20 protein-coding genes are annotated in these 18301 nt (G+C 60.1%); 15 read left to right on the plus strand and 5 right to left on the minus strand.

The window, feature by feature from the left end; genetic code table 11:
- The first annotated feature begins 55 nt into the window (after window positions 1-55).
- Window positions 56-988, plus strand: a complete 933-nt coding sequence (locus tag D4100_RS10260; RefSeq protein WP_119804260.1) for a LysR family transcriptional regulator — start codon at window positions 56-58, stop codon at window positions 986-988.
- Window positions 989-991: 3 nt separating this feature from the next.
- On the opposite strand, the gene D4100_RS10265 is transcribed toward D4100_RS10260, so the two are convergent.
- From D4100_RS10265 to D4100_RS10275, 3 genes are all read right to left on the minus strand, one after another.
- Window positions 992-1384 (minus strand): YidB family protein, encoded by a 393-nt coding sequence (locus tag D4100_RS10265; protein WP_119804261.1) that lies wholly within the window; start codon window positions 1382-1384, stop codon window positions 992-994.
- Window positions 1385-1477: 93 nt separating this feature from the next.
- Entirely contained in the window at window positions 1478-1726 is a 249-nt protein-coding gene (locus tag D4100_RS10270; protein WP_006319267.1) for a GlsB/YeaQ/YmgE family stress response membrane protein, read from the minus strand.
- Between the two features lie 15 nt (window positions 1727-1741).
- Entirely contained in the window at window positions 1742-1939 is a 198-nt protein-coding gene (locus D4100_RS10275) for a glycine zipper domain-containing protein (protein WP_119804262.1), read from the minus strand.
- An 865-nt stretch (window positions 1940-2804) separates the two neighbouring features.
- Here D4100_RS10275 and D4100_RS10285 point away from each other — a divergent pair.
- The gene (locus tag D4100_RS10285) at window positions 2805-3221 is read left to right on the plus strand and encodes a VOC family protein (RefSeq protein WP_119804263.1); all 417 of its coding nucleotides are present in this window, start codon (window positions 2805-2807) and stop codon (window positions 3219-3221) included.
- Between the two features lie 53 nt (window positions 3222-3274).
- On the opposite strand, the gene D4100_RS10290 is transcribed toward D4100_RS10285, so the two are convergent.
- Window positions 3275-3469 carry a hypothetical protein gene (locus D4100_RS10290; RefSeq protein WP_006319271.1) on the minus strand — a complete coding sequence of 65 codons (195 nt, stop codon included), beginning with the start codon at window positions 3467-3469 and terminating at the stop codon, window positions 3275-3277.
- Between the two features lie 152 nt (window positions 3470-3621).
- On the opposite strand from D4100_RS10290, the gene D4100_RS10295 reads away from it, so the two are divergent.
- Complete coding sequence (locus tag D4100_RS10295) at window positions 3622-5184, plus strand: sensor domain-containing diguanylate cyclase (RefSeq protein WP_006319272.1); 1563 nt, start codon at window positions 3622-3624, stop codon at window positions 5182-5184.
- 31 nt (window positions 5185-5215) lie between these two features.
- Here the strand turns inward: D4100_RS10295 and paaZ are convergent, their stop codons facing one another.
- On the minus strand, window positions 5216-7288 hold the full coding sequence (gene paaZ, locus D4100_RS10300) for a phenylacetic acid degradation bifunctional protein PaaZ (protein WP_006319273.1): 2073 nt from the start codon (window positions 7286-7288) through the stop codon (window positions 5216-5218).
- Between the two features lie 319 nt (window positions 7289-7607).
- Here paaZ and paaA point away from each other — a divergent pair, with 319 nt between their 5' ends.
- The 12 genes from paaA to paaX all read left to right on the plus strand — a co-directional run bounded on the left by paaA (window position 7608) and on the right by paaX (window position 18299).
- Window positions 7608-8546 (plus strand): 1,2-phenylacetyl-CoA epoxidase subunit PaaA, encoded by a 939-nt coding sequence (gene paaA, locus D4100_RS10305; RefSeq protein WP_244941657.1) that lies wholly within the window; start codon window positions 7608-7610, stop codon window positions 8544-8546.
- Between the two features lie 15 nt (window positions 8547-8561).
- Window positions 8562-8849, plus strand: a complete 288-nt coding sequence (gene paaB, locus D4100_RS10310) for a 1,2-phenylacetyl-CoA epoxidase subunit PaaB (RefSeq protein ID WP_004946321.1) — start codon at window positions 8562-8564, stop codon at window positions 8847-8849.
- A gap of 8 nt (window positions 8850-8857) precedes the next feature.
- Window positions 8858-9616: a 1,2-phenylacetyl-CoA epoxidase subunit PaaC gene (gene paaC, locus D4100_RS10315; protein WP_119804264.1), complete on the plus strand. Its 759-nt coding sequence runs from the start codon at window positions 8858-8860 to the stop codon at window positions 9614-9616.
- 10 nt (window positions 9617-9626) lie between these two features.
- Window positions 9627-10124, plus strand: a complete 498-nt coding sequence (gene paaD, locus D4100_RS10320; protein ID WP_119804265.1) for a 1,2-phenylacetyl-CoA epoxidase subunit PaaD — start codon at window positions 9627-9629, stop codon at window positions 10122-10124.
- A gap of 26 nt (window positions 10125-10150) precedes the next feature.
- Entirely contained in the window at window positions 10151-11209 is a 1059-nt protein-coding gene (gene paaE / locus D4100_RS10325) for a 1,2-phenylacetyl-CoA epoxidase subunit PaaE (protein ID WP_043912509.1), read from the plus strand.
- A 9-nt stretch (window positions 11210-11218) separates the two neighbouring features.
- The gene (gene paaF / locus D4100_RS10330; RefSeq protein WP_119804266.1) at window positions 11219-11992 is read left to right on the plus strand and encodes a 2,3-dehydroadipyl-CoA hydratase PaaF; all 774 of its coding nucleotides are present in this window, start codon (window positions 11219-11221) and stop codon (window positions 11990-11992) included.
- A gap of 3 nt (window positions 11993-11995) precedes the next feature.
- Complete coding sequence (paaG, locus tag D4100_RS10335) at window positions 11996-12787, plus strand: 2-(1,2-epoxy-1,2-dihydrophenyl)acetyl-CoA isomerase PaaG (protein ID WP_006319279.1); 792 nt, start codon at window positions 11996-11998, stop codon at window positions 12785-12787.
- A 2-nt stretch (window positions 12788-12789) separates the two neighbouring features.
- A complete protein-coding gene (locus tag D4100_RS10340; protein WP_119804267.1) occupies window positions 12790-14310 on the plus strand; it encodes a 3-hydroxyacyl-CoA dehydrogenase in 1521 nt (506 codons plus the stop codon).
- Entirely contained in the window at window positions 14310-14750 is a 441-nt protein-coding gene (paaI, locus tag D4100_RS10345) for a hydroxyphenylacetyl-CoA thioesterase PaaI (RefSeq protein ID WP_119804268.1), read from the plus strand. The genes D4100_RS10340 and paaI overlap by 1 nt, the downstream gene beginning before the upstream one ends.
- A complete protein-coding gene (gene pcaF / locus D4100_RS10350) occupies window positions 14747-15952 on the plus strand; it encodes a 3-oxoadipyl-CoA thiolase (protein WP_119804269.1) in 1206 nt (401 codons plus the stop codon). Before paaI ends, pcaF begins: the two co-directional genes overlap by 4 nt.
- A 16-nt stretch (window positions 15953-15968) precedes the next feature.
- A complete protein-coding gene (paaK, locus tag D4100_RS10355; protein ID WP_043912511.1) occupies window positions 15969-17276 on the plus strand; it encodes a phenylacetate--CoA ligase PaaK in 1308 nt (435 codons plus the stop codon).
- A gap of 78 nt (window positions 17277-17354) precedes the next feature.
- Window positions 17355-18299, plus strand: a complete 945-nt coding sequence (gene paaX / locus D4100_RS10360; protein ID WP_119804270.1) for a phenylacetic acid degradation operon negative regulatory protein PaaX — start codon at window positions 17355-17357, stop codon at window positions 18297-18299.
- Window positions 18300-18301 lie beyond the last annotated feature (2 nt).

Here is an 18301-nt window from a genome sequence, read left to right on the forward strand (position 1 = left end):
GGTAGACGCCACTTTTAACTAACACTTATAAGTAAATTCTATAAATGGAGGATCGATGGACAAACTGAGCGCCATGAAGACTTTCGTCCGCGTAGCGGAGCTGGGCAGCCTCTCGGCGGCCGCCCGCGATCTGGGGCTGACGCAGCCGGCGGTCAGCCAGCAAATCGCCGGGCTGGAACAGCAACTGGGTACACAATTGCTGTTTCGCAGCACCCGCGCCGTCTCCCTGACCGATGCCGGCGGTGGCTATTACCGGCAAATCAAGCCGATTTTAGCGGCGGTAAACGAAGCGGAAGAAGCGCTGCATGGTCTGAACCAACGGCTGCAAGGGAATTTACGCATTCACGCGCCAACGGGGTTCGGCCAGCAGCACCTGACGCCGTTGGCGATCGCCTTTCAACAGCGTCATCCCGAGCTGAATATTGAGCTTTTGCTGGACGATCGCCGGGCGGATGTCATTGGCGAAGGCATTGACGTAGCGATTCGTTTTGGCGAACTGAGCGCACCAGGCACGGTGGCGCGGCGGCTGGGGGAGTTACAGCGCATTCTCGTGGCCTCGCCGGCTTATCTGGCGGCGCATGGCGCACCGCAAACACCGGCAGCGCTGGCGACCCATGCGCACATTCGCTACAGCGGCCTTCGCGACGGCGATGCACTGACGCTCATCGGCCCTCAGGGTGCCGAGATGGTGAATCTGCGGCCGGTATTTCGTGCCAACAACACTTTCTCACTGCTGGCAGCCATCGAGTCAGGATTGGGCATTGGCGGCGCGCAGCGGCCATTGATTGGCCGGCAACTGGCCGCCGGCACGCTGGTGCAGGTACTGCCGGCCTGGCGCTACCCACCGATGGCGCTGCATGCCGTCTATCCCGCGGCGCGGTTTATTCCCGGCAAGGTGCGGGCATGGGTAGATTATTTGCTGGAGGCGTTGACGGAGATTGAAGGCATTACGTTAAACAATGCCCCCGACCCGATGCCGGGGGCATAAGTATTATTTGAACAGCTTACCGACCATGTCGCCCAGTTCGTTGCTGTCCTGCTGCACTTCGCCATTTGGCGATGCAGCGTCAGTCACCGTCGGCAGGAACTGCGCGATAGTGCTGGAAGCCTGAGCCGGATCAATCCCCAGCTTTTCGGCCAATTGGTTAATGGCATCGCTGCCCAGCACCTGCTGAACGTGATCGCCGCTGATCTGCTGGTTTTCGCCGTTGCCCAGCCACGAACCGACCACATCGCCGAATTGCCCCTGGCGGAACTTGTCCAAAATCGCCTGCAGGCCACCTTGTTGCTGGACCCATTGCATGATGGCGACATAGTCAATGCCTTTGCCGCCGTTAGCGCCGCCACCCAGAATACTGCCCAATACGTTATCAAACAGACCCATGGTCATCCCCTTCTCGCCGCCGGCTCAAGCCGCACGACCGCTATGATTTAACGAAAAAGGGTCGCCGCGGCGACCCTGTTGATCAGCACCTGATTAGCTTCTGATCTTTCTGTAGACAAAAAGCACCACCAGGGCACCGATTACTGCGACAACGAAGCTGCCCAGATTAAAGCCATCTACGCGACCCATACCGAAGAAGGTACTGATATAGCCGCCGATCACCGCACCGATGATCCCGAGGATAACAGTTACGATAAAGCCACCGCCGTCCTTGCCCGGCATGATCCATTTAGCCAGGATACCGGCGATTAAACCAAAAATGATCCAGGAAATGATGCCCATTTTTACTCTCCCTATTTACTTTTTGCCTAAAAGAAATCCTATCACCAGGCCCACGACGGCACCGGCGCCAACCCCAGCCCAGGGGTTGTCCTTAATGTAAGAACAGGAGTGCCCGGCCACGTCTTTCAAACCGGCCCGCACTTCACATGCGGCAGATTTTGCACCGTCACACAGCTGTTCAACATTGTTTTTAACGTCATTTTCTACTGACATTTCATATCCTTAAGTTAACATAGCCGAAAAGTTCACACCGAGTTTCGCACTTGCTCCAACCCTGACCGATACTTTCACACCTATGTTTCCCTATGCTTGCCGTTACCGGCAGCGCGATACAGGGTGATTCGCGACAAACACGCAGCTTCACACTGTTACTATAGACAAATATCAGCAGTTTACACATTTCCGTCTGTCTGAATTTGCGTGTACAAAAAACGTTCGAATTCATCTGGCTGTCATTTCAGCGGGCTATACTTGAAGTGAATATTTCCGCTGGAGATAGGCAATGAACAATACGCCATTTGTGCTGATACTCGCCGTCATCTATGCCTTTGCCGCCCTCTTGGACGGCTCTGCCGCGCAGCTGTTGATGTAATGTCGCGCCCCGCTCAGCTTTCGCAAAACGGCTTGATTAAACGGCTGAACCACTCGGCAAACGCCGTGAAACGCGCCGAACGCTGTCGACGATGGGGATAAAGCAGCGCAATGCTCATCGCCGGTGGCCGCCAGATTGGGTTGCGCGTCCCCCTCCCCCCAGGTTCTTCGCACCGCCGGCGATCAATACGACTTTTCCATTCAAAGATTGCTTACTCATGACAATGGCTCCGTTTGTGAAAGCTGCCCTGAGTATAGAAAGCCTGACCGCTCAGATAAGCTGTTCGACTCGGGATGACTCATCCCGCTTTTTCGCTCAATCCGTTTGGTCGCCCCCCAAAGCGCCAGAGCGTGATCGCCCACCGGGCATTCACCACGATTCGCACTACACTTGTAAGTCACCTGTGGCAATAGTTGCCAGGCGAAATTATTTCCCCCGCCCTCAGGCCGGTTTATAGCCTGACGGGCCATAACCGAGGTCAATGTCATGTTGATTCAACCCTATTTATTTTTTAACGGTAATTGCGAACAAGCGGTGAATTTCTACGCGCAGCAACTGGGCGGTAAAATTGAAATGATCATGCGTTACAAGGAGATGCCCGAGGAAGCAAAACAGGGTAGCCCTCAGGATGCCGATCCGGAATCCATCATGCATGCACGGTTGCTGATTGGCGAAAGCGCGCTGATGGCCTCCGACGGCTGCCCGCAGGATGGCGCTGACGCGTCACATAAAGGATTTTCCCTGTCGCTCAATCCGAACGACGTGGAACAAGGACGTGAACTGTTTGAAAAGCTGTCGCAGGGCGGACAGGTAACCCTGCCTTATGGGCCCACTTTTTGGGCCAAGGGGTTTGGCATGCTCACCGACCAGTTTGGCGTCAATTGGATGATTAACGTTGAATAATCCCACCCCGTCGCGGTGCCCACGGCCTCTGGCGGACACCGCGCCTCCGGCAATCAGCTATAGTGATGCCAGTCGTAGGCCGCCATGGCGAACAACGCAAACAGCACCGTCAGCAGCACCACACCCAAACGCCAGTAAGGCGATTTACGCCGCCGCCAGGCAAAAAATATCATCAATGCCAACACGCCCAGCGTCACCGGGTAATACACCGCCAACGTCAGTAAAGTAATGATGATGATGTCAGACACACTCGCGATCCTCTAATTTTCGGGCATTTTTTGGCAAATTGTCACCTCTGCCGAGGGTAACTTGTTTAAGGGAGTAGTGGTCAGCAGAATTAACGAATAAGATGTAAGATAGTTCTTAACTTTATTTAAAAATCGCATAATAAAAGGGTGACATGACACAGCAGCAACCGCAGGATGCCGATCTGCCGCACAAGGGTAAAAATTCCCCGTTATTATTTCAGGCTGGCGTGTTTGTCATCATCGTTGCCGCCACGCTGATTCTGTTTAACGTCTGGCAAATCTGGAATGCGCATCAGCGCGATCTGAAAAGCGCCGAATATGAGTCCGCCAATCTGGCGCGCTCGTTGGCGCAACATGCCGATGACACTTTCTTGCAAGTCGACAGTACGCTGTCCGATCTGGCCGAACGCATTCAAACCGACGGGTTGGGCCAGGCGCAACAGTTGCGGCTGCAAAAGTTGATGCAAGGACAGGTCGGCAATCTGCCTCAGTTGCACGGTCTGTTTATTTATGATTCGCACGGCAGCTGGATAGTCACCTCCTCCGGAAGGTTCGTACAGAACGCCAACAACGCTGACCGCGAGTATTTTAAATACCACCTTGAGCACAACAGCGATGCGATCTACATCGGCAAAGTGGTGCGCAGCCGTTCGACCGGCGATTTGATCATTCCGGTGTCGCGCCGTTTAAATAACCCGGACGGCAGTTTTGCCGGCGTGGTGCTGGCGACGCTGTACATCGATTATTTCCGCCAGTTTTACGACACCTTCGCGCTTAACAGCGACGCCGCGCTCAGCCTGCTGCTGGCAGACGGCACCATTCTCTACCGCCGCCCTTATTCCGCCGCTTCGATCGGTAAAAATATCTCTCAGGGTGTCTTGTTCCGCGAAATTCTGCCGCATTCCGAATTCGGTAACGCCACCATCACCTCGTTATACGACAAGGTGGAAAGGATTTATGGCTATTCAAGGGTCAACCGCTATCCGCTGGTGATCACCGCCGGGCTGTCGAAAGAAGACGCGCTGGCCGACTGGCGCAACGATTCCGGGCTGTTTGTGGCCGGCGGGGCTATCCTGCTGGCCATTCTGCTGGCATTGGGGCTGGTGTTGATGCGGCAGATAAACCACAGCATGCGCACCGAGGCCGAGCTGATGCGCACCCGCGATCAACTCACCAGCATCAACCTGCGGCTTGAAGAGCTGGCGCTGCTGGACGGCCTGACCGGGCTGGCCAACCGCCGCCAGTTTGATATCGCCTTAAAGAACGAACTGGCGCGCGCGGCGCGCAACTACCGCAGCGTGGCGCTGCTGATGCTGGATATCGACTATTTCAAGCAGTACAACGATATCTACGGCCACGTCGCCGGCGACCAATGCTTGCAGCAGATCGGGCAAATGCTCAAAGGGCTGGCCAGCCGCAGCAATGACATCATGGCCCGCTACGGCGGCGAAGAAATGAGCATCATACTGCCGGACACCGACGCCCAGGGGGCACTGATTTTCGCCGAACGCGTGATGCAGGCGGTGCATGAACTGAAGATTCCACATCAGGGGAATCCGCAAGGCGTGATTACCCTCAGCATTGGCATCTGCGCCAAAGTGCCGCATATGTACAACGACACGCCAATTGGTTTTATCAATCTGGCGGACAGCGCGCTGTATCAGGCCAAAAAAGAGGGTAAAAACCGCATCGTCTGCAACAGCGCGGCGGTTTAACCCGTTTTTAGCAACCATGACGGGCCGGCGGCTACCTTGCCGGCCCCATATCGCCCTCCTGTCGTGCCACCAGAGTCAAAATGCTGTACAACGCAACGGCCTGCTGATGCTGATTCAACACCTGAACATCCCACACCACCACCCCATGCGGACGATCCTCCGCGGTTTTTTGCGGCTTGCGGATTTTCTTTTTGCAGGTCAGGCGCACCTGGAGCGTATCGCCGATCTTCACCGGTTCGATAAACCGCAGGTTTTCCATGCCATAGTTGGCGATCACCGGACCCACACCGGGGTCGACAAACAACCCGGCGGCGGCGGAAACCACAAAGTAGCCGTGCGCCACCCGCTCGCCAAACAGCGATTCGGCGGCGCCAATCTTGTCCATATGGGCATAGAAATGATCGCCGCTCAGGCAGGCAAAGTTAACGATATCGGCTTCGGTCACGGTACGACGGGCGGTCAGCAGGCTTTCGCCCAATTGCAGCTGTTCAAAGTATTTGCGGAACGGATGAACCGGGTCCTCAATCACCGTCGCCCCGCGCATCCACTCACGGCCAATAGCCGCCAACATCGCCGGGCTACCCTGGATGGCGGTGCGTTGCATATAGTGTTTCACCGCACGCAATCCCCCCAACTCTTCGCCTCCGCCGGCGCGCCCCGGCCCGCCGTGCATCAGCACCGGCAGCGGTGAACCGTGACCGGTAGATTCCGTTGCTGCGTGGCGATCCAGGATCAGCATGCGGCCATGAGCACAGGCGGTGGCGCGGATAAAGCGCGTCGCCAGCGCCTCATCGGCGGTGACCAGCGACCCCACCAGGCTGCCCTGGCCCAGCAGCGCCAGCTCAATCGCCTGTTCGGTCTGTTGATACGGCATCAGCGTCGCCACCGGCCCGAAAGCCTCGGTGCCATGTACCGCCTGATGCGAAAACGGATCGGCGCAATACAGCAGCGTGGCCGGATAAAACGCGCCTTTCTGCACCCCTTCACCGGCCAACTCCAGCTTATCGAGCGCCGCGCCGCACAGCGGTTCGCAGCCGTGGTGCAACAAGAATTCCACCTTTTGCTGCACATCATCGCGCTGCTCGCGGCTGACCAGCGCCCCCATGCGCACCTGCTCCAGTTTGGGATCGCCCACCGTCACCCCGGCCAGCCGCTGCAGTAGCGCCTGTTGCACCTCAGCCACCCGCTTCGCCGGCACGATAATCCGCCGGATGGCGGTGCATTTCTGCCCGGCCTTGGCGGTCATTTCACGGCACACCTCCTTGATAAACAGCGCGAACTCCGGCATTTGCGGCGTGACGTCCTCCCCCAGCACGCAGCAGTTAAGCGAATCGGCCTCCATAGTGAAAGCGATAGATTTTGCCAGCAGGCGCGGGTGTGCACGCAGGTGTTGGCCGGTCTGCGCCGAGCCGGTGAAGGTCACCGCATCCTGATAATCCAGGTGTTCGAACATGTCGCCGATACCGCCGCACACCAACTGCAAAGCCCCCTCCGGCACCAGCCCGCTGTCGATAATCAGCCTGACCGTCGCCTGCGTCAGTTGCGCGGTGGCGGTAGCCGGTTTAATGATGGCCGGCATACCCGCCAGCCAGGTCGGCGCCAGTTTTTCCAGCATCCCCCAGCAGGGGAAGTTAAAGGCATTGATATGCAGCGCCACGCCCGGTCGCGAGGTCAGTACATGGCGAGCAGCGAACTGCGCCTGTTTGGATAACGGAATCGGCTCGTCCTCCGGCCACAGGGTATCGTCCGGCAGTTCACGTCCCGCCATGCCGGCATAGGCGAACAGCGTCGCGATACCGCCCTCGATGTCCACCCAGCCGTCGCTGCGCGTGGCGCCGGTCTGGTATGAAATCTCATACAACGCCTCTTTGTGCGCCAGCAGGTGTTTAGCCACTGCCTTCATCATTTGAGCGCGTTGCTGGAATGTCATCTGCGCCAGCGCCCTGCCGCCTTTATTGCGCGCATAGTCCAGGCTGGCGGCCAGCGGCAAGCCGTCGGAACAAACCTGATACAGCGGTTCGCCGGTAATGGCGTGATGGATTTCGCGGGCTTGCCCCTGGCCGAACACCCAGCCGCCAGAAAGGTAACTGTGTAACTGCTGCATGTGCATCTCCGGAATTCATAAATTTACACTAGATAGCTTAATTGCGTATCACATATTGTCCAGTCTCTGTCGGGTCGACATTTAACAAAAACCAAACAGAATTACGGAAGCACAAGCCAAATACGTTGAAAAACAGGCTTTGGTTATTTTTATAAAATGATTAAAAACAATAAATTATAAATATCACTTGGGAGTGGCATCGCAAAACCATACAAAGGCCGTTTGATCTTTTTGTTATCAGTTTGTAGCCTTAAGGTGAAATAACGTGATTCACATTTTTATGTTTAATGTGAAAAATACGAATCACCAAGAGGCAAGCATGATAACTGACGCGCAACATCAGCAGCACTTCGACGACAAGATTGCGGCGGATACCGCCATCGAAGCCAAAGACTGGATGCCTGACGCCTATCGCCAAAACCTGATCCGCCAGATTGGCCAACACGCCCATTCCGAAGTGGTCGGCATGCTGCCGGAAGCCAACTGGCTGACGCGGGCGCCGACCCTGCGCCGCAAGGCGGTGTTGCTGGCCAAGGTGCAGGACGAAGCCGGACACGGTCTGTACCTGTACAGCGCCGCCGAAACTCTGGGCTGCTCGCGTCAGGAGATCTACCAAAAGATGCTCGACGGCAAAATGAAGTATTCCTCCATCTTCAACTACCCGACGCTCAACTGGGCCGATATCGGGGTGATCGGCTGGTTGGTCGACGGCGCAGCCATCGTCAATCAGGTGGCATTATGCCGCGCCTCTTACGGCCCCTATGCGCGGGCAATGGTGAAAATTTGCAAAGAAGAGAGCTTCCACCAGCGCCAGGGTTACGAAGCGGCGATGGCGATGGCTAACGGCAGCGAGCAGCAGAAAGCGATGCTGCAGGACGCCATTAACCGGTTCTGGTGGCCGGTGCTGATGATGTTCGGCCCGAGCGATACCGACTCGCCACACAGTGCGCAGAGCATGGCGTGGAAGATCAAACGCCACAGCAATGACGAGCTGCGGCAGAAGTTTGTCGACAATACCGTGCCGCAGTTGGAAGCGCTGGGCATGACCGCACCCGATGCCGATTTGGCCTGGGACGAAGCCGCCGGTCACTACCGCTTCGGCGCTATCGACTGGAGCGAGTTGTACGAGGTGATCAAAGGGCGCGGGCAATGCAACCACGAACGCCTGCAAGCCAAACGCCGCGCCTGGGACGACGGCGCCTGGGTGCGTGAAGGCGCGTTGGCCCACGCGAAGAAAAACGCCGCCACCGCCGCATAGATTAAGGAATCGAAAATGACTCACGCTGAATGGCCGCTGTATGAAGTGTTTATTCGCAGCAAGCAAGGGTTGGCACACCGCCATGTCGGCAGCCTGCACGCCGCCGATGACCAAATGGCGCTGGAAAATGCTCGCGATGCCTATACCCGGCGCAGCGAAGGCTGCTCAATCTGGGTGGTGCAATCCAGCCATCTGATCGCTTCGCAGCCGGAAGATCGCGGGGCGTTCTTCGATCCGTCCGATGACAAGATCTACCGTCACCCGACGTTCTACACCATTCCCGACGGCATCAAGAACATGTAGAGGCGGCCATGACCTTTAACGATCCGCGAATCACCTATGTACTGCGTCAGAGCGATACGCCGCTGATCCTCGCCCAGCGGCTGTGTGCCTGGTGTGGCCACGCGCCGGAGCTGGAGATCGATCTGGCGCTGGCGAATATCGGCCTGGATCTGCTCGGGCAGGCGCGCCATTTTCTCGGCTATGCCGCCGAACTGGCCGGGCCGCAATACGGCGAAGATCGCCTGGCCTTTGGCCGCGACGAGCGCGAATTCCATAACCTGCTGCTGGCGGAACAGCCGAACGGCGGTTTCAACGACACCCTGGTGCGGCAGTTTTTGCTCGACGCCTACCACGTACAGTTGCATCAGGCGCTAAGCAGCAGCCGTGACCCACAGCTGGCCGCCATCGCCGCCAAATCGCTGAAAGAGGCGGATTATCACCTGCGCTTCAGCCGCGGCTGGGTGATTCGCCTGGGCGACGGCAACGCAGTCAGCCATCAAAAAATTCAGCAGGCGCTGGATAACCTGTGGCGCTTTACCGCCGAACTGTTCCATGCCGATGACCTCGAGCTCGAATTGGCGGAACAGGGTATCGCCGCCGATCCGCGTCAACTTGAGGCACCCTGGCGGGCGCTGGTGAACGACACGCTGCACCGGGCCACCCTGACGTTGCCGGCGGAACAGGCGTTTCGCCACGGCGGCAAACAGGGGCGGCACAGCGAACATCTCGGCCCGCTGCTGGCAGAAATGCAGTTTCTGCAGCGCGCCTACCCCAACAGCAACTGGTAAAGAGGACGCCATGAACATCACCCGGCTGCAGGCCGCCGAGATCCCGCAAATCTGGCACTGCCTGCAACAGATCAGCGATCCGGAACTGCCGGTGCTGTCGATCACCGATCTGGGCATGGTGCGCGATGTCGAGCCGGACGGCGCGGGCTGGCGCATTACCTTTACGCCGACCTACTCCGGCTGCCCCGCTACCGAATTCCTGCTCGACGCCATCAAGCAGCGGCTGACCGAAGCCGGTTTCAGCCCGGTAAAGGTGACCATTCGCCTCAGCCCGGCCTGGACCACCGACTGGATGAATGCGGCTGCGCGTGCGCGGTTGCGGGAGTACGGTGTCGCGCCGCCGCAGGGCCACACCTGCGATAAACCCGAGATCCACGGCCCGGTGCCCTGCCCGCGTTGCGGCAGCACCCACAGCGAAAAAATCAGCGAGTTCGGCTCCACCGCCTGCAAGGCACTGTACCGCTGCTGCGAGTGCCGGGAACCGTTCGACTATTTCAAATGCATATAGGCTGCGTCCTGCCATTGGAGAACACCATGACGGTCTTCCATCGCCTTAACGTCGCCGCCATCGAGCGCGAAACGCCGGACGCCGTGGCCATTACGCTACGCGTACCCGACGATTTGAAAAACCATTACCGCTATACCCCCGGCCAGCACCTGACGTTAAAGGCGCAGGTCAACGGCGAAGAACTGCGCCGTTGTTATTCCATTTGCAGCGCCCCGCAGGAAGGCTTGCTGCAGATCGGCGTCAAAGCGATACATCGGGGCCGTTTCTCCTCGTTCGTCAACCAAATGCTGAAAGTCGGCGACGCGCTGGAGGTCATGGTGCCGCAGGGACGTTTCGGCTATCAGCCGCAGGCGGAAAACTGCGGCAACTATCTGGCGATTGCCGCCGGTTCCGGCATCACGCCGATGCTGTCGATCATCAAGGCCACGCTGCAACTGGAAGCCAACAGCCGCTTCACGCTGATCTACGGCAACCGCAGCAGCCGCTCGGTGATGTTCAAAGAGGCGTTGAGCGACCTGAAAAACCGCTATCCGCAGCGCTTCCAGCCGCTGTACCTGTTCAGCCAGGAGAGCCTCGACAGCCCGCTGCTCAGCGGCCGTATCGATCGCGAACGCCTGACGGCTATCGGCGGCGCACTGCTGGATTATCGCGACTACGACCACGCCTTTATCTGCGGACCGGAGGCGATGATGGACGACGCGCAAACCGTGCTGGAACAGGCCGGCGTACCGGCCGCGCATATTCACAGCGAACGCTTTAACACCAGCGGCATTGCCGCCCGCCCACCCAACGACGGCAGCCGCAACGCCACCCGGGTGGAGATCCTGCTCGATGGCCGCCGTTTGAATATCGAGGTTGGCGCACAGGACGACAGCATTCTGGACGCGGCGCTGCGTCAGGGCGCTGACCTGCCCTACGCCTGCAAAGGCGGGGTGTGCGCCACCTGCAAGTGCCGGCTGAAAGCCGGCCAGGTGGAAATGGGCGTCAACTACAGCCTGGAGCCGGATCAGTTGGCGGCGGGCTACGTATTGAGCTGCCAGTCGTGGCCGCGCGGTGACGGCGTGGTGTTGGACTTTGACGTATAGGAGCCGGTAATGGAAACCCCTTTGATCTTGCAGCAACAGCGGCTGCGCGTGGTAACCCTGACGCTGCATCGCCCGGAAGCGCGTAACGCCCTGAGCACTCCTTGCCTGGAACAGCTGGTGCATCGGCTGGAACAGGCCGATGCCGACCCAGGCGTGGGCGCGGTGGTGATTGCCGGTGCAGCGCGCTTCTTCGCTGCGGGTGCCGATCTGCGGGAACTGCAACAGCAGGACCTGCCCGCAGCACTGACGGATCGCCGCCCGTTGCTGTGGCAACGGTTGGCACAGTTCAGTAAACCGCTGCTGGCGGCGGTGAACGGCTACGCGCTCGGTGCCGGCTGCGAGCTGGCGCTGGCTTGCGACATCATTATCTGCGGCGAAAGCGCCCGCTTTGGCTTGCCGGAAATCACCCTCGGCCTGATGCCGGGAGCGGGCGGCACTCAACGCTTGATTCGCTGCGTCGGGAAATCCCTGGCCTGCCAGATGGTGTTGACCGGTGAAGCCATCAACGCCGCCCGCGCACTGCAAGCCGGGCTGGTCAGTGAAGTGTGCGTCGACGCGCTGACGCTGGAACGCGCTCAACAGATCGCCGAACGCATCAGCTTACAGGCCCCGTTGGCGCTGCGTGCCGCCAGGCAGGCGCTGAAACAGGCGGAAGAAATCGGCCTCAGCCAGGGGCTGACCTTTGAGCGCCAGCAGTTTGTCGCACTGGCCGCCACCGACGATCGTCGCGAAGGCATCGCCGCCTTCTTCGAAAAACGTACGCCAAACTATCAGGGGCGCTGATTTATGGATAACGCATTGATTCTCACCCACCTCGATGCCGGGGTGCTGACCCTGACCCTCAACCGGCCGGACCGGCTGAACAGCTTTAACGACGAGATGCACCACCAGCTCAGCGAGGCGCTGACCCGCGCCGAACGTGACGACGAGGTGCGCTGCCTGCTGATCACCGGGGCCGGACGCGGTTTTTGCGCCGGGCAAGACCTCAACGATCGTAACGTCAGCGTTGAACAGCAGGCACCGGACCTCGGCCTGTCGGTCGAACGTTTTTATAACCCGTTGATCCGCCGTCTGACCGCATTGCCCAAACCGATAGTCTGTGCCGTCAACGGCGTGGCGGCGGGCGCCGGGGCCGCGCTGGCGCTGGCCTGCGATATCGTGATCGCCGCCGACAACGCCAGCTTTATCCAGTCATTCTGCCGCCTGGGGCTGGTGCCGGACTCCGGCGGCAGCTGGTTCCTGCCGCGTCTGGCGGGCCATGCCCGCGCCATGGGCATGGCGCTGCTGGGCGACAAGGTCAGCGCACAGCAGGCGCTGGAATGGGGCATGATCTGGCAGGTGGTGGCCGCAGGCGAATTAGCCGACCATACCCAAACGCTGGCGCGGCATCTGGCCACCCAGCCAACCTACGGACTGGGGCTGATTAAAAAAGCCCTCTACAGTTCGGCGACCAACAGCCTCGATCAACAGCTCGATCTGGAGCGCGATCTTCAGCGTCTCGGCGGCCGCAGCGACGATTATCGTGAAGGCGTCAGCGCCTTCTTCGCCAAACGCACGCCTAATTTCAGCGGGAAATAATCATGAGCCTGCCGAACTTCAACGGAACCGTAGCGGTGATTGGCGCGGGCACCATGGGCATCGGTATTGCTCAGGTGGCGGCCCATGCCGGGCATCAGGTAAAGCTGTTTGATATCGCCGCAACCGCTGCCCAAAACGCACTGAGCGCCCTGGGCATGCGGTTGCGCCGGCGCGTTGCGGCCGGCAAGGCCGACGCCGATGCCACCGAGGCATTGCTGGCCCGCATCCAGCCGGTGGATACGCTTAATCAACTGGCCGACAGTGCACTGGTGATAGAAGCGGTAGCAGAAAAACTGGCGATCAAACAAAGCCTGTTTCGCGAGCTGGAAACCCTGTGCTCATCCGCCGCGCTGTTCGCCAGCAATACCTCGTCGCTGTCGATTACCGCCATCGGCGGCGCACTGCAGCACCCGCAACGCCTGGCCGGGCTGCACTTCTTTAACCCGGCACCGCTGATGAAGCTGGTGGAGATCGTCAGCGGACTGGACACCAGCGCCGACACCGTCACCACCCTGCAAACGCTGGCCCGGCAATGGGGCAAACGGAGCGTGCTGTGCCGCTCCACGCCAGGGTTTATCGTTAACCGCGTGGCGCGGCCTTTTTACGCCGAAACCCTGCGTGCGCTGGAAGAACAGGTGGCCGACGTCGCCACTCTGGATGCGGTGATGCGCGATGCCGGCGGTTTCGCCATGGGGCCGCTGCAACTGACCGACCTGATTGGCCAGGATATCAATTACGCCGTCACCGAGTCGGTGTTCCAGGCATTTTTCCAGGATTCGCGCTTTACGCCGTCGCTGGTACAGCAAGAGCTGGTGGCCGCCGGGCGACTGGGCCGCAAAAGCGGCTGCGGTTTTTATCGTTATAACGGCGAATCAGCGTCGCCGACCGCCGTCTGCCTGCCCCTCTCACAGGTGGAGCCGCCACGCAGCATCCAACTGCACGGCGACCCAGCGGGCGTGGCATTTTTGGCCGGATTGCTGACGGAAAATGCGGAGGCGATCATACAACCTGGCCAGACCAGCGCCTTTGCCCGGATCGACGAAGTTACATTCATGTTAACCAATGGTAAAACAGCCAGCCAGGTTGCCAAAGAAACCGGAACCCCCGTGGTGCTGTTTGATCTGTCCGCCAACTATTCGCAAGCCCCCTGCGTCGCCATCAGTTGCGCTCCGCAAAACGACGCACGACACAACGATAAAGTGGTGCACCTGCTGCAATCCCTCGGCAAGCAGGTGATTTTACTGCCGGACTACCCTGGCCTGTTGGTGATGCGGACCCTCGCCATGCTGACCAACGAAGCACTCGACGTGGTGAACAAAGGCGTTGCCAGCGCCGAAGATACCGATAGCGCCCTGCGCTGCGGCGTCAACTACCCGCGCGGCCCGCTGGAATGGGGTGCTGCGCTCGGCTGGCGGCAAATCCTCGCCACGCTGGAAAACCTGCATCGCTACTACGGCGAGCCACGCTACCGGCCAATGCCGTTGCTGCGCCACTACGCATCCCTCTCTTCAGGAGCCGAATGATGAACGCCGATACGCCCCATGCGCTGGCGCAACGCTGCGCCGAACGGATGTTTCAACAAGATGCCTGCGCGCAGGCGATGGGTATGCAGGTAGATGAAGTCGACGCCGGTTTCGCCAGGGTCAGCATGACCGTCGGCCCGCAGATGCTTAACGGCCACCAAACCTGCCACGGCGGCCAGCTGTTCAGCCTGGCCGATACCGCCTTCGCCTATGCCTGCAACAGCCAGGGGCTGGCGGCGGTGGCGTCCGGCTGCAGCATAGATTTTATCCGCCCGGCGCTGGCGGGCGATCGTCTCACCGCCAGCGCCGAGGTGCGCCATCAGGGCAAAACCACCGGGCTGTATGACGTAGAGATAGTCAACCAAGGGGGCAAAACCGTCGCCTGGTTCCGCGGCCGCGCGCACCGCCTCGGCCACCGCATTTTAGAGGAGCAACCATGAGTCAGGCATTTATTTGCGACGGCGTCCGCACGCCGATTGGCCGCTATGGCGGCGCATTGGCTCAGGTACGTGCCGACGATCTGGCCGCGTTGCCGCTGCGTGCCCTGCTGGAGCGCCATCCCCAGGTGGACTGGTCACTGCTGGACGACGTGATCCTCGGTTGCGCCAATCAGGCCGGGGAAGACAACCGCAATCTGGCGCGCATGGCGGCGCTGCTGGCGGGCGTGCCGGTCACGGTTTCCGGCACCACCGTCAACCGCCTGTGCGGCTCGGGGTTGGACGCGCTGGCGATGGCGGCGCGCAGCATCAAGGCAGGCGAAGCCGGGTTGGTGCTGGCCGGCGGAGCGGAATCCATGACCCGCGCACCGCTGGTGATGGGCAAGGCCGACAGCGCCTTCAGCCGCCAGGCGCAGCTGTATGACACCACCCTGGGCTGGCGCTTTATCAACCCGCAGATGCAGGCTGGGTTCGGCACTGACTCCATGCCGGAAACCGCCGAAAACGTCGCGGCGCAGTTCGATATCAGCCGCGCCGATCAGGACGCCTTTGCATGGCGCAGCCAGCAGCGCGCCGCCCGAGCGCAGGCATTGGGCATATTGGCACAGGAGATCGTACCGGTCAGCCTCCCCGGCAAAAAAGGCGCGATGACGCTGTTCAGCCAGGACGAGCACCCGCGTGCCGATACCCGGCTGGAACAGTTGCAGGCGCTGAAAACCCCGTTCCGCCAGCCCGGTACCGTGACTGCCGGTAACGCCTCCGGCTTGAATGATGGCGCAGCGGCACTGATTGTCGCCTCCGAAGCCATGGCCGTTCGCCAGGGGTTAACGCCGCGCGCACGCATTGTCGCCACCGCCACCTGCGGCGTTGAGCCGCGCCTGATGGGCATTGGCCCCCTGCCGGCCACCCGCAAGGTGCTGGAAATCGCCGGGCTGAGCCTGGCGCAAATGGATGTTATCGAACTGAACGAAGCGTTTGCCGCACAGGCGCTGGCGGTGCTGCGCCAGCTTGGCCTGCCTGACGACGCCCCACAGGTGAACCCCAACGGCGGCGCGATTGCCCTTGGGCATCCGCTGGGCATGAGCGGCGCGCGTCTGGCGCTGGCCGCCCTGTTTGAACTGGAACGGCGCTCCGGCCGCTACGCGCTTTGCACCCTGTGCATCGGCGTCGGCCAGGGTATTGCCATGATCATTGAACGGGTATGACTCTCCGAGGCTAACTATGACAACCCTTACACGGCCACTCGACACCATTGAGTTCGCCTCGCGCGATGAGATAGAAGTGCTGCAGCTGGAACGCCTGAAATGGACGCTGCATCACGCCTACGACAACGTGCCTATGTATAAACGCAAGTTCGATCGGGCCGGTGTGCACCCCGACGATCTCAAACAGCTGAGCGATTTGGCGCGCTTCCCCTACACCACCAAGCAGGATCTGCGCGACAACTACCCGTTCGACACCTTCGCCGTTCCGATGGAACAGGTGGTACGCATTCACGCCTCGTCGGGCACCACCGGCAGGCCAACGGTGGTCGGTTATACCCAACGGGATATCGATAACTGGGCCGATATCGTCGCCCGCAGCCTGCGTGCCGCCGGTGCCACCGCCAAAGACAAGGTGCATGTGGCCTACGGCTACGGCCTGTTCACCGGCGGTCTGGGCGCCCATTACGGCGCGGAGCGGCTCGGGGCGACGGTGATCCCGGTGTCCGGCGGGCAAACCGAAAGACAGGCACAGCTGATCCTCGACTTCAAACCCGATGTCATCATGGTGACGCCTTCTTATTGCCTGACGCTGATCGACGAGCTGGAACGTAAAATGGGCGGCGATGCCCGCAGCTGTTCGCTGCGCCTCGGGGTATTCGGTGCCGAACCCTGGACCGAGGCATTGCGCCACGAGATTGAGTCCCGGCTGGGCATCAAGGCGCTGGATATTTATGGCCTGTCCGAAGTGATGGGGCCGGGCGTTGCGATGGAGTGCGCCGAAAGCGGCGGCGGTTCGACCATCTGGGAGGACCACTTCCTGCCGGAGATCATCTGCCCGGAGAGCGGCGAAGTCCTGCCGGACGGCCAGCACGGCGAACTGGTGTTCACCACCCTGACCAAAGAGGCGCTGCCGGTGATCCGCTACCGCACCCGCGATCTCACCCGCCTGCTGCCGGGCGATGCGCGCCGGATGCGGCGCATGGGGAAAATCACCGGCCGTTCGGACGACATGCTGATCATTCGCGGCGTCAACGTGTTCCCGTCGCAGGTCGAAGAGCAGATTATGCAGTTCGAACAGCTGTCGCCGCACTACCAGCTGCAGGTCAGCCGCAGCGGGCATCTGGATACCCTGGCGGTGCGCGTTGAGCTGAAAGAATCGGCGCTTGGCCTCAGCCACCAGCAGCGCTGCGATATCTGCCACCAGTTGCGCCACCACATCAAATCGATTATCGGCGTCAGCACCGACGTCAGCATCGCCAACTGCGGCGACATTCCGCGTTCGGAAGGCAAGGCCCAGCGCGTGGTCGATCTGCGGCCCCGCTAATTCGGCCGGCGTCACGGATGACGCCTCAATAATCTGTGTTAATGTTGTGTCTCATCGACGGCTAACCCATGGAAAAATATGGAACATAAACTGGATGAGTTTATCCGCCATGCTGTAGACGCCCAGCCGATCAGCGGCACTTCACTGATTATCTCCCTGTATGGCGATGCGCTCAGCCATCGCGGTGGCGAAGTGTGGCTCGGCAGTCTGAGCGCGCTGCTGGAGGCGCTCGGTTTCGGCGATCGCTTCGTGCGCACCTCGGTATTTCGTCTGCAAAAAGAGGGCTGGCTGGCGGTGGAAAAAATCGGCCGCCGCAGCTTCTATCGGGTGACCGACCAGGGCATGCGCCAGTTCCGCCATGCCGAGTCGAAAATCTATCTCAGCGAACCGCCGGCCTGGGACGGCAAGTGGGATCTACTGCTGCTGGAAAGCGCGGACAAAAGCGAGCGAGCGCGGCTGAAAAAAGAGCTGGGCTGGCTGGGTTTCGGCCAGATCGCCAACAACCTGATGGCGGCGCCCACTCATGCGCAAACCGACGTGACGGCGCTGCTCGGCGAGCTTGATGCCGGCGAGCAGGTTATCTACTTCCGCGCCGACTACCCGTACAACCGTTCCGAACCTACCCTGCAACGGCTGGTAGCCACCTGCTGGTCGCTGGCTGACGTGGCTGCGGGTTATCACGAGTTTATCGTCTCTTTCCGCCCGCTGATGCAACTGCTGCGCGAAGCCGACGACGCCCTGTTGACGCCCCAGCGTTGCTTCCAGATTAAGCTATTATTGATCCACTTCTTCCGACGCGTGGCGCTGAAAGATCCGCTGTTGCCGGACGCCCTGCTGCCGGCGCAGTGGGAGGGGCAAATCGCCCGCAATTTGTGCATCAATATTTATCAGCGGGTAGACCACGCCGCAACCGACTATGTCAGCGCGCTGGCAGAAACCACCATTGGAGCCCTGCCCACCCCGGCTGCAGGTTATTACCGGCGCTTCGGCGGCCTGCCACGCGATACTCTCAAGGAGATTTAACT

It is taken from the genome of Serratia inhibens (genome assembly GCF_003591175.1).
GTDB classification, from domain to species: Bacteria; Pseudomonadota; Gammaproteobacteria; order Enterobacterales; family Enterobacteriaceae; genus Serratia; species Serratia inhibens.

Coding starts and splice junctions, on each gene's coding strand:
- D4100_RS10260 (WP_119804260.1), top strand. CDS start 56: ATGGACAAACTGAGCGCCATGAAGACTTTCGTCCGCGTAGCGGAGCTG.
- D4100_RS10265 (WP_119804261.1), bottom strand. CDS start 1,384: ATGGGTCTGTTTGATAACGTATTGGGCAGTATTCTGGGTGGCGGCGCT.
- D4100_RS10270 (WP_006319267.1), bottom strand. CDS start 1,726: ATGGGCATCATTTCCTGGATCATTTTTGGTTTAATCGCCGGTATCCTG.
- D4100_RS10275 (WP_119804262.1), bottom strand. CDS start 1,939: ATGTCAGTAGAAAATGACGTTAAAAACAATGTTGAACAGCTGTGTGAC.
- D4100_RS10285 (WP_119804263.1), top strand. CDS start 2,805: ATGTTGATTCAACCCTATTTATTTTTTAACGGTAATTGCGAACAAGCG.
- D4100_RS10295 (WP_006319272.1), top strand. CDS start 3,622: ATGACACAGCAGCAACCGCAGGATGCCGATCTGCCGCACAAGGGTAAA.
- paaZ (WP_006319273.1), bottom strand. CDS start 7,288: ATGCAGCAGTTACACAGTTACCTTTCTGGCGGCTGGGTGTTCGGCCAG.
- paaA (WP_244941657.1), top strand. CDS start 7,608: ATGATAACTGACGCGCAACATCAGCAGCACTTCGACGACAAGATTGCG.
- paaB (WP_004946321.1), top strand. CDS start 8,562: ATGACTCACGCTGAATGGCCGCTGTATGAAGTGTTTATTCGCAGCAAG.
- paaC (WP_119804264.1), top strand. CDS start 8,858: ATGACCTTTAACGATCCGCGAATCACCTATGTACTGCGTCAGAGCGAT.
- paaD (WP_119804265.1), top strand. CDS start 9,627: ATGAACATCACCCGGCTGCAGGCCGCCGAGATCCCGCAAATCTGGCAC.
- paaE (WP_043912509.1), top strand. CDS start 10,151: ATGACGGTCTTCCATCGCCTTAACGTCGCCGCCATCGAGCGCGAAACG.
- paaF (WP_119804266.1), top strand. CDS start 11,219: ATGGAAACCCCTTTGATCTTGCAGCAACAGCGGCTGCGCGTGGTAACC.
- paaG (WP_006319279.1), top strand. CDS start 11,996: ATGGATAACGCATTGATTCTCACCCACCTCGATGCCGGGGTGCTGACC.
- D4100_RS10340 (WP_119804267.1), top strand. CDS start 12,790: ATGAGCCTGCCGAACTTCAACGGAACCGTAGCGGTGATTGGCGCGGGC.
- paaI (WP_119804268.1), top strand. CDS start 14,310: ATGAACGCCGATACGCCCCATGCGCTGGCGCAACGCTGCGCCGAACGG.
- pcaF (WP_119804269.1), top strand. CDS start 14,747: ATGAGTCAGGCATTTATTTGCGACGGCGTCCGCACGCCGATTGGCCGC.
- paaK (WP_043912511.1), top strand. CDS start 15,969: ATGACAACCCTTACACGGCCACTCGACACCATTGAGTTCGCCTCGCGC.
- paaX (WP_119804270.1), top strand. CDS start 17,355: ATGGAACATAAACTGGATGAGTTTATCCGCCATGCTGTAGACGCCCAG.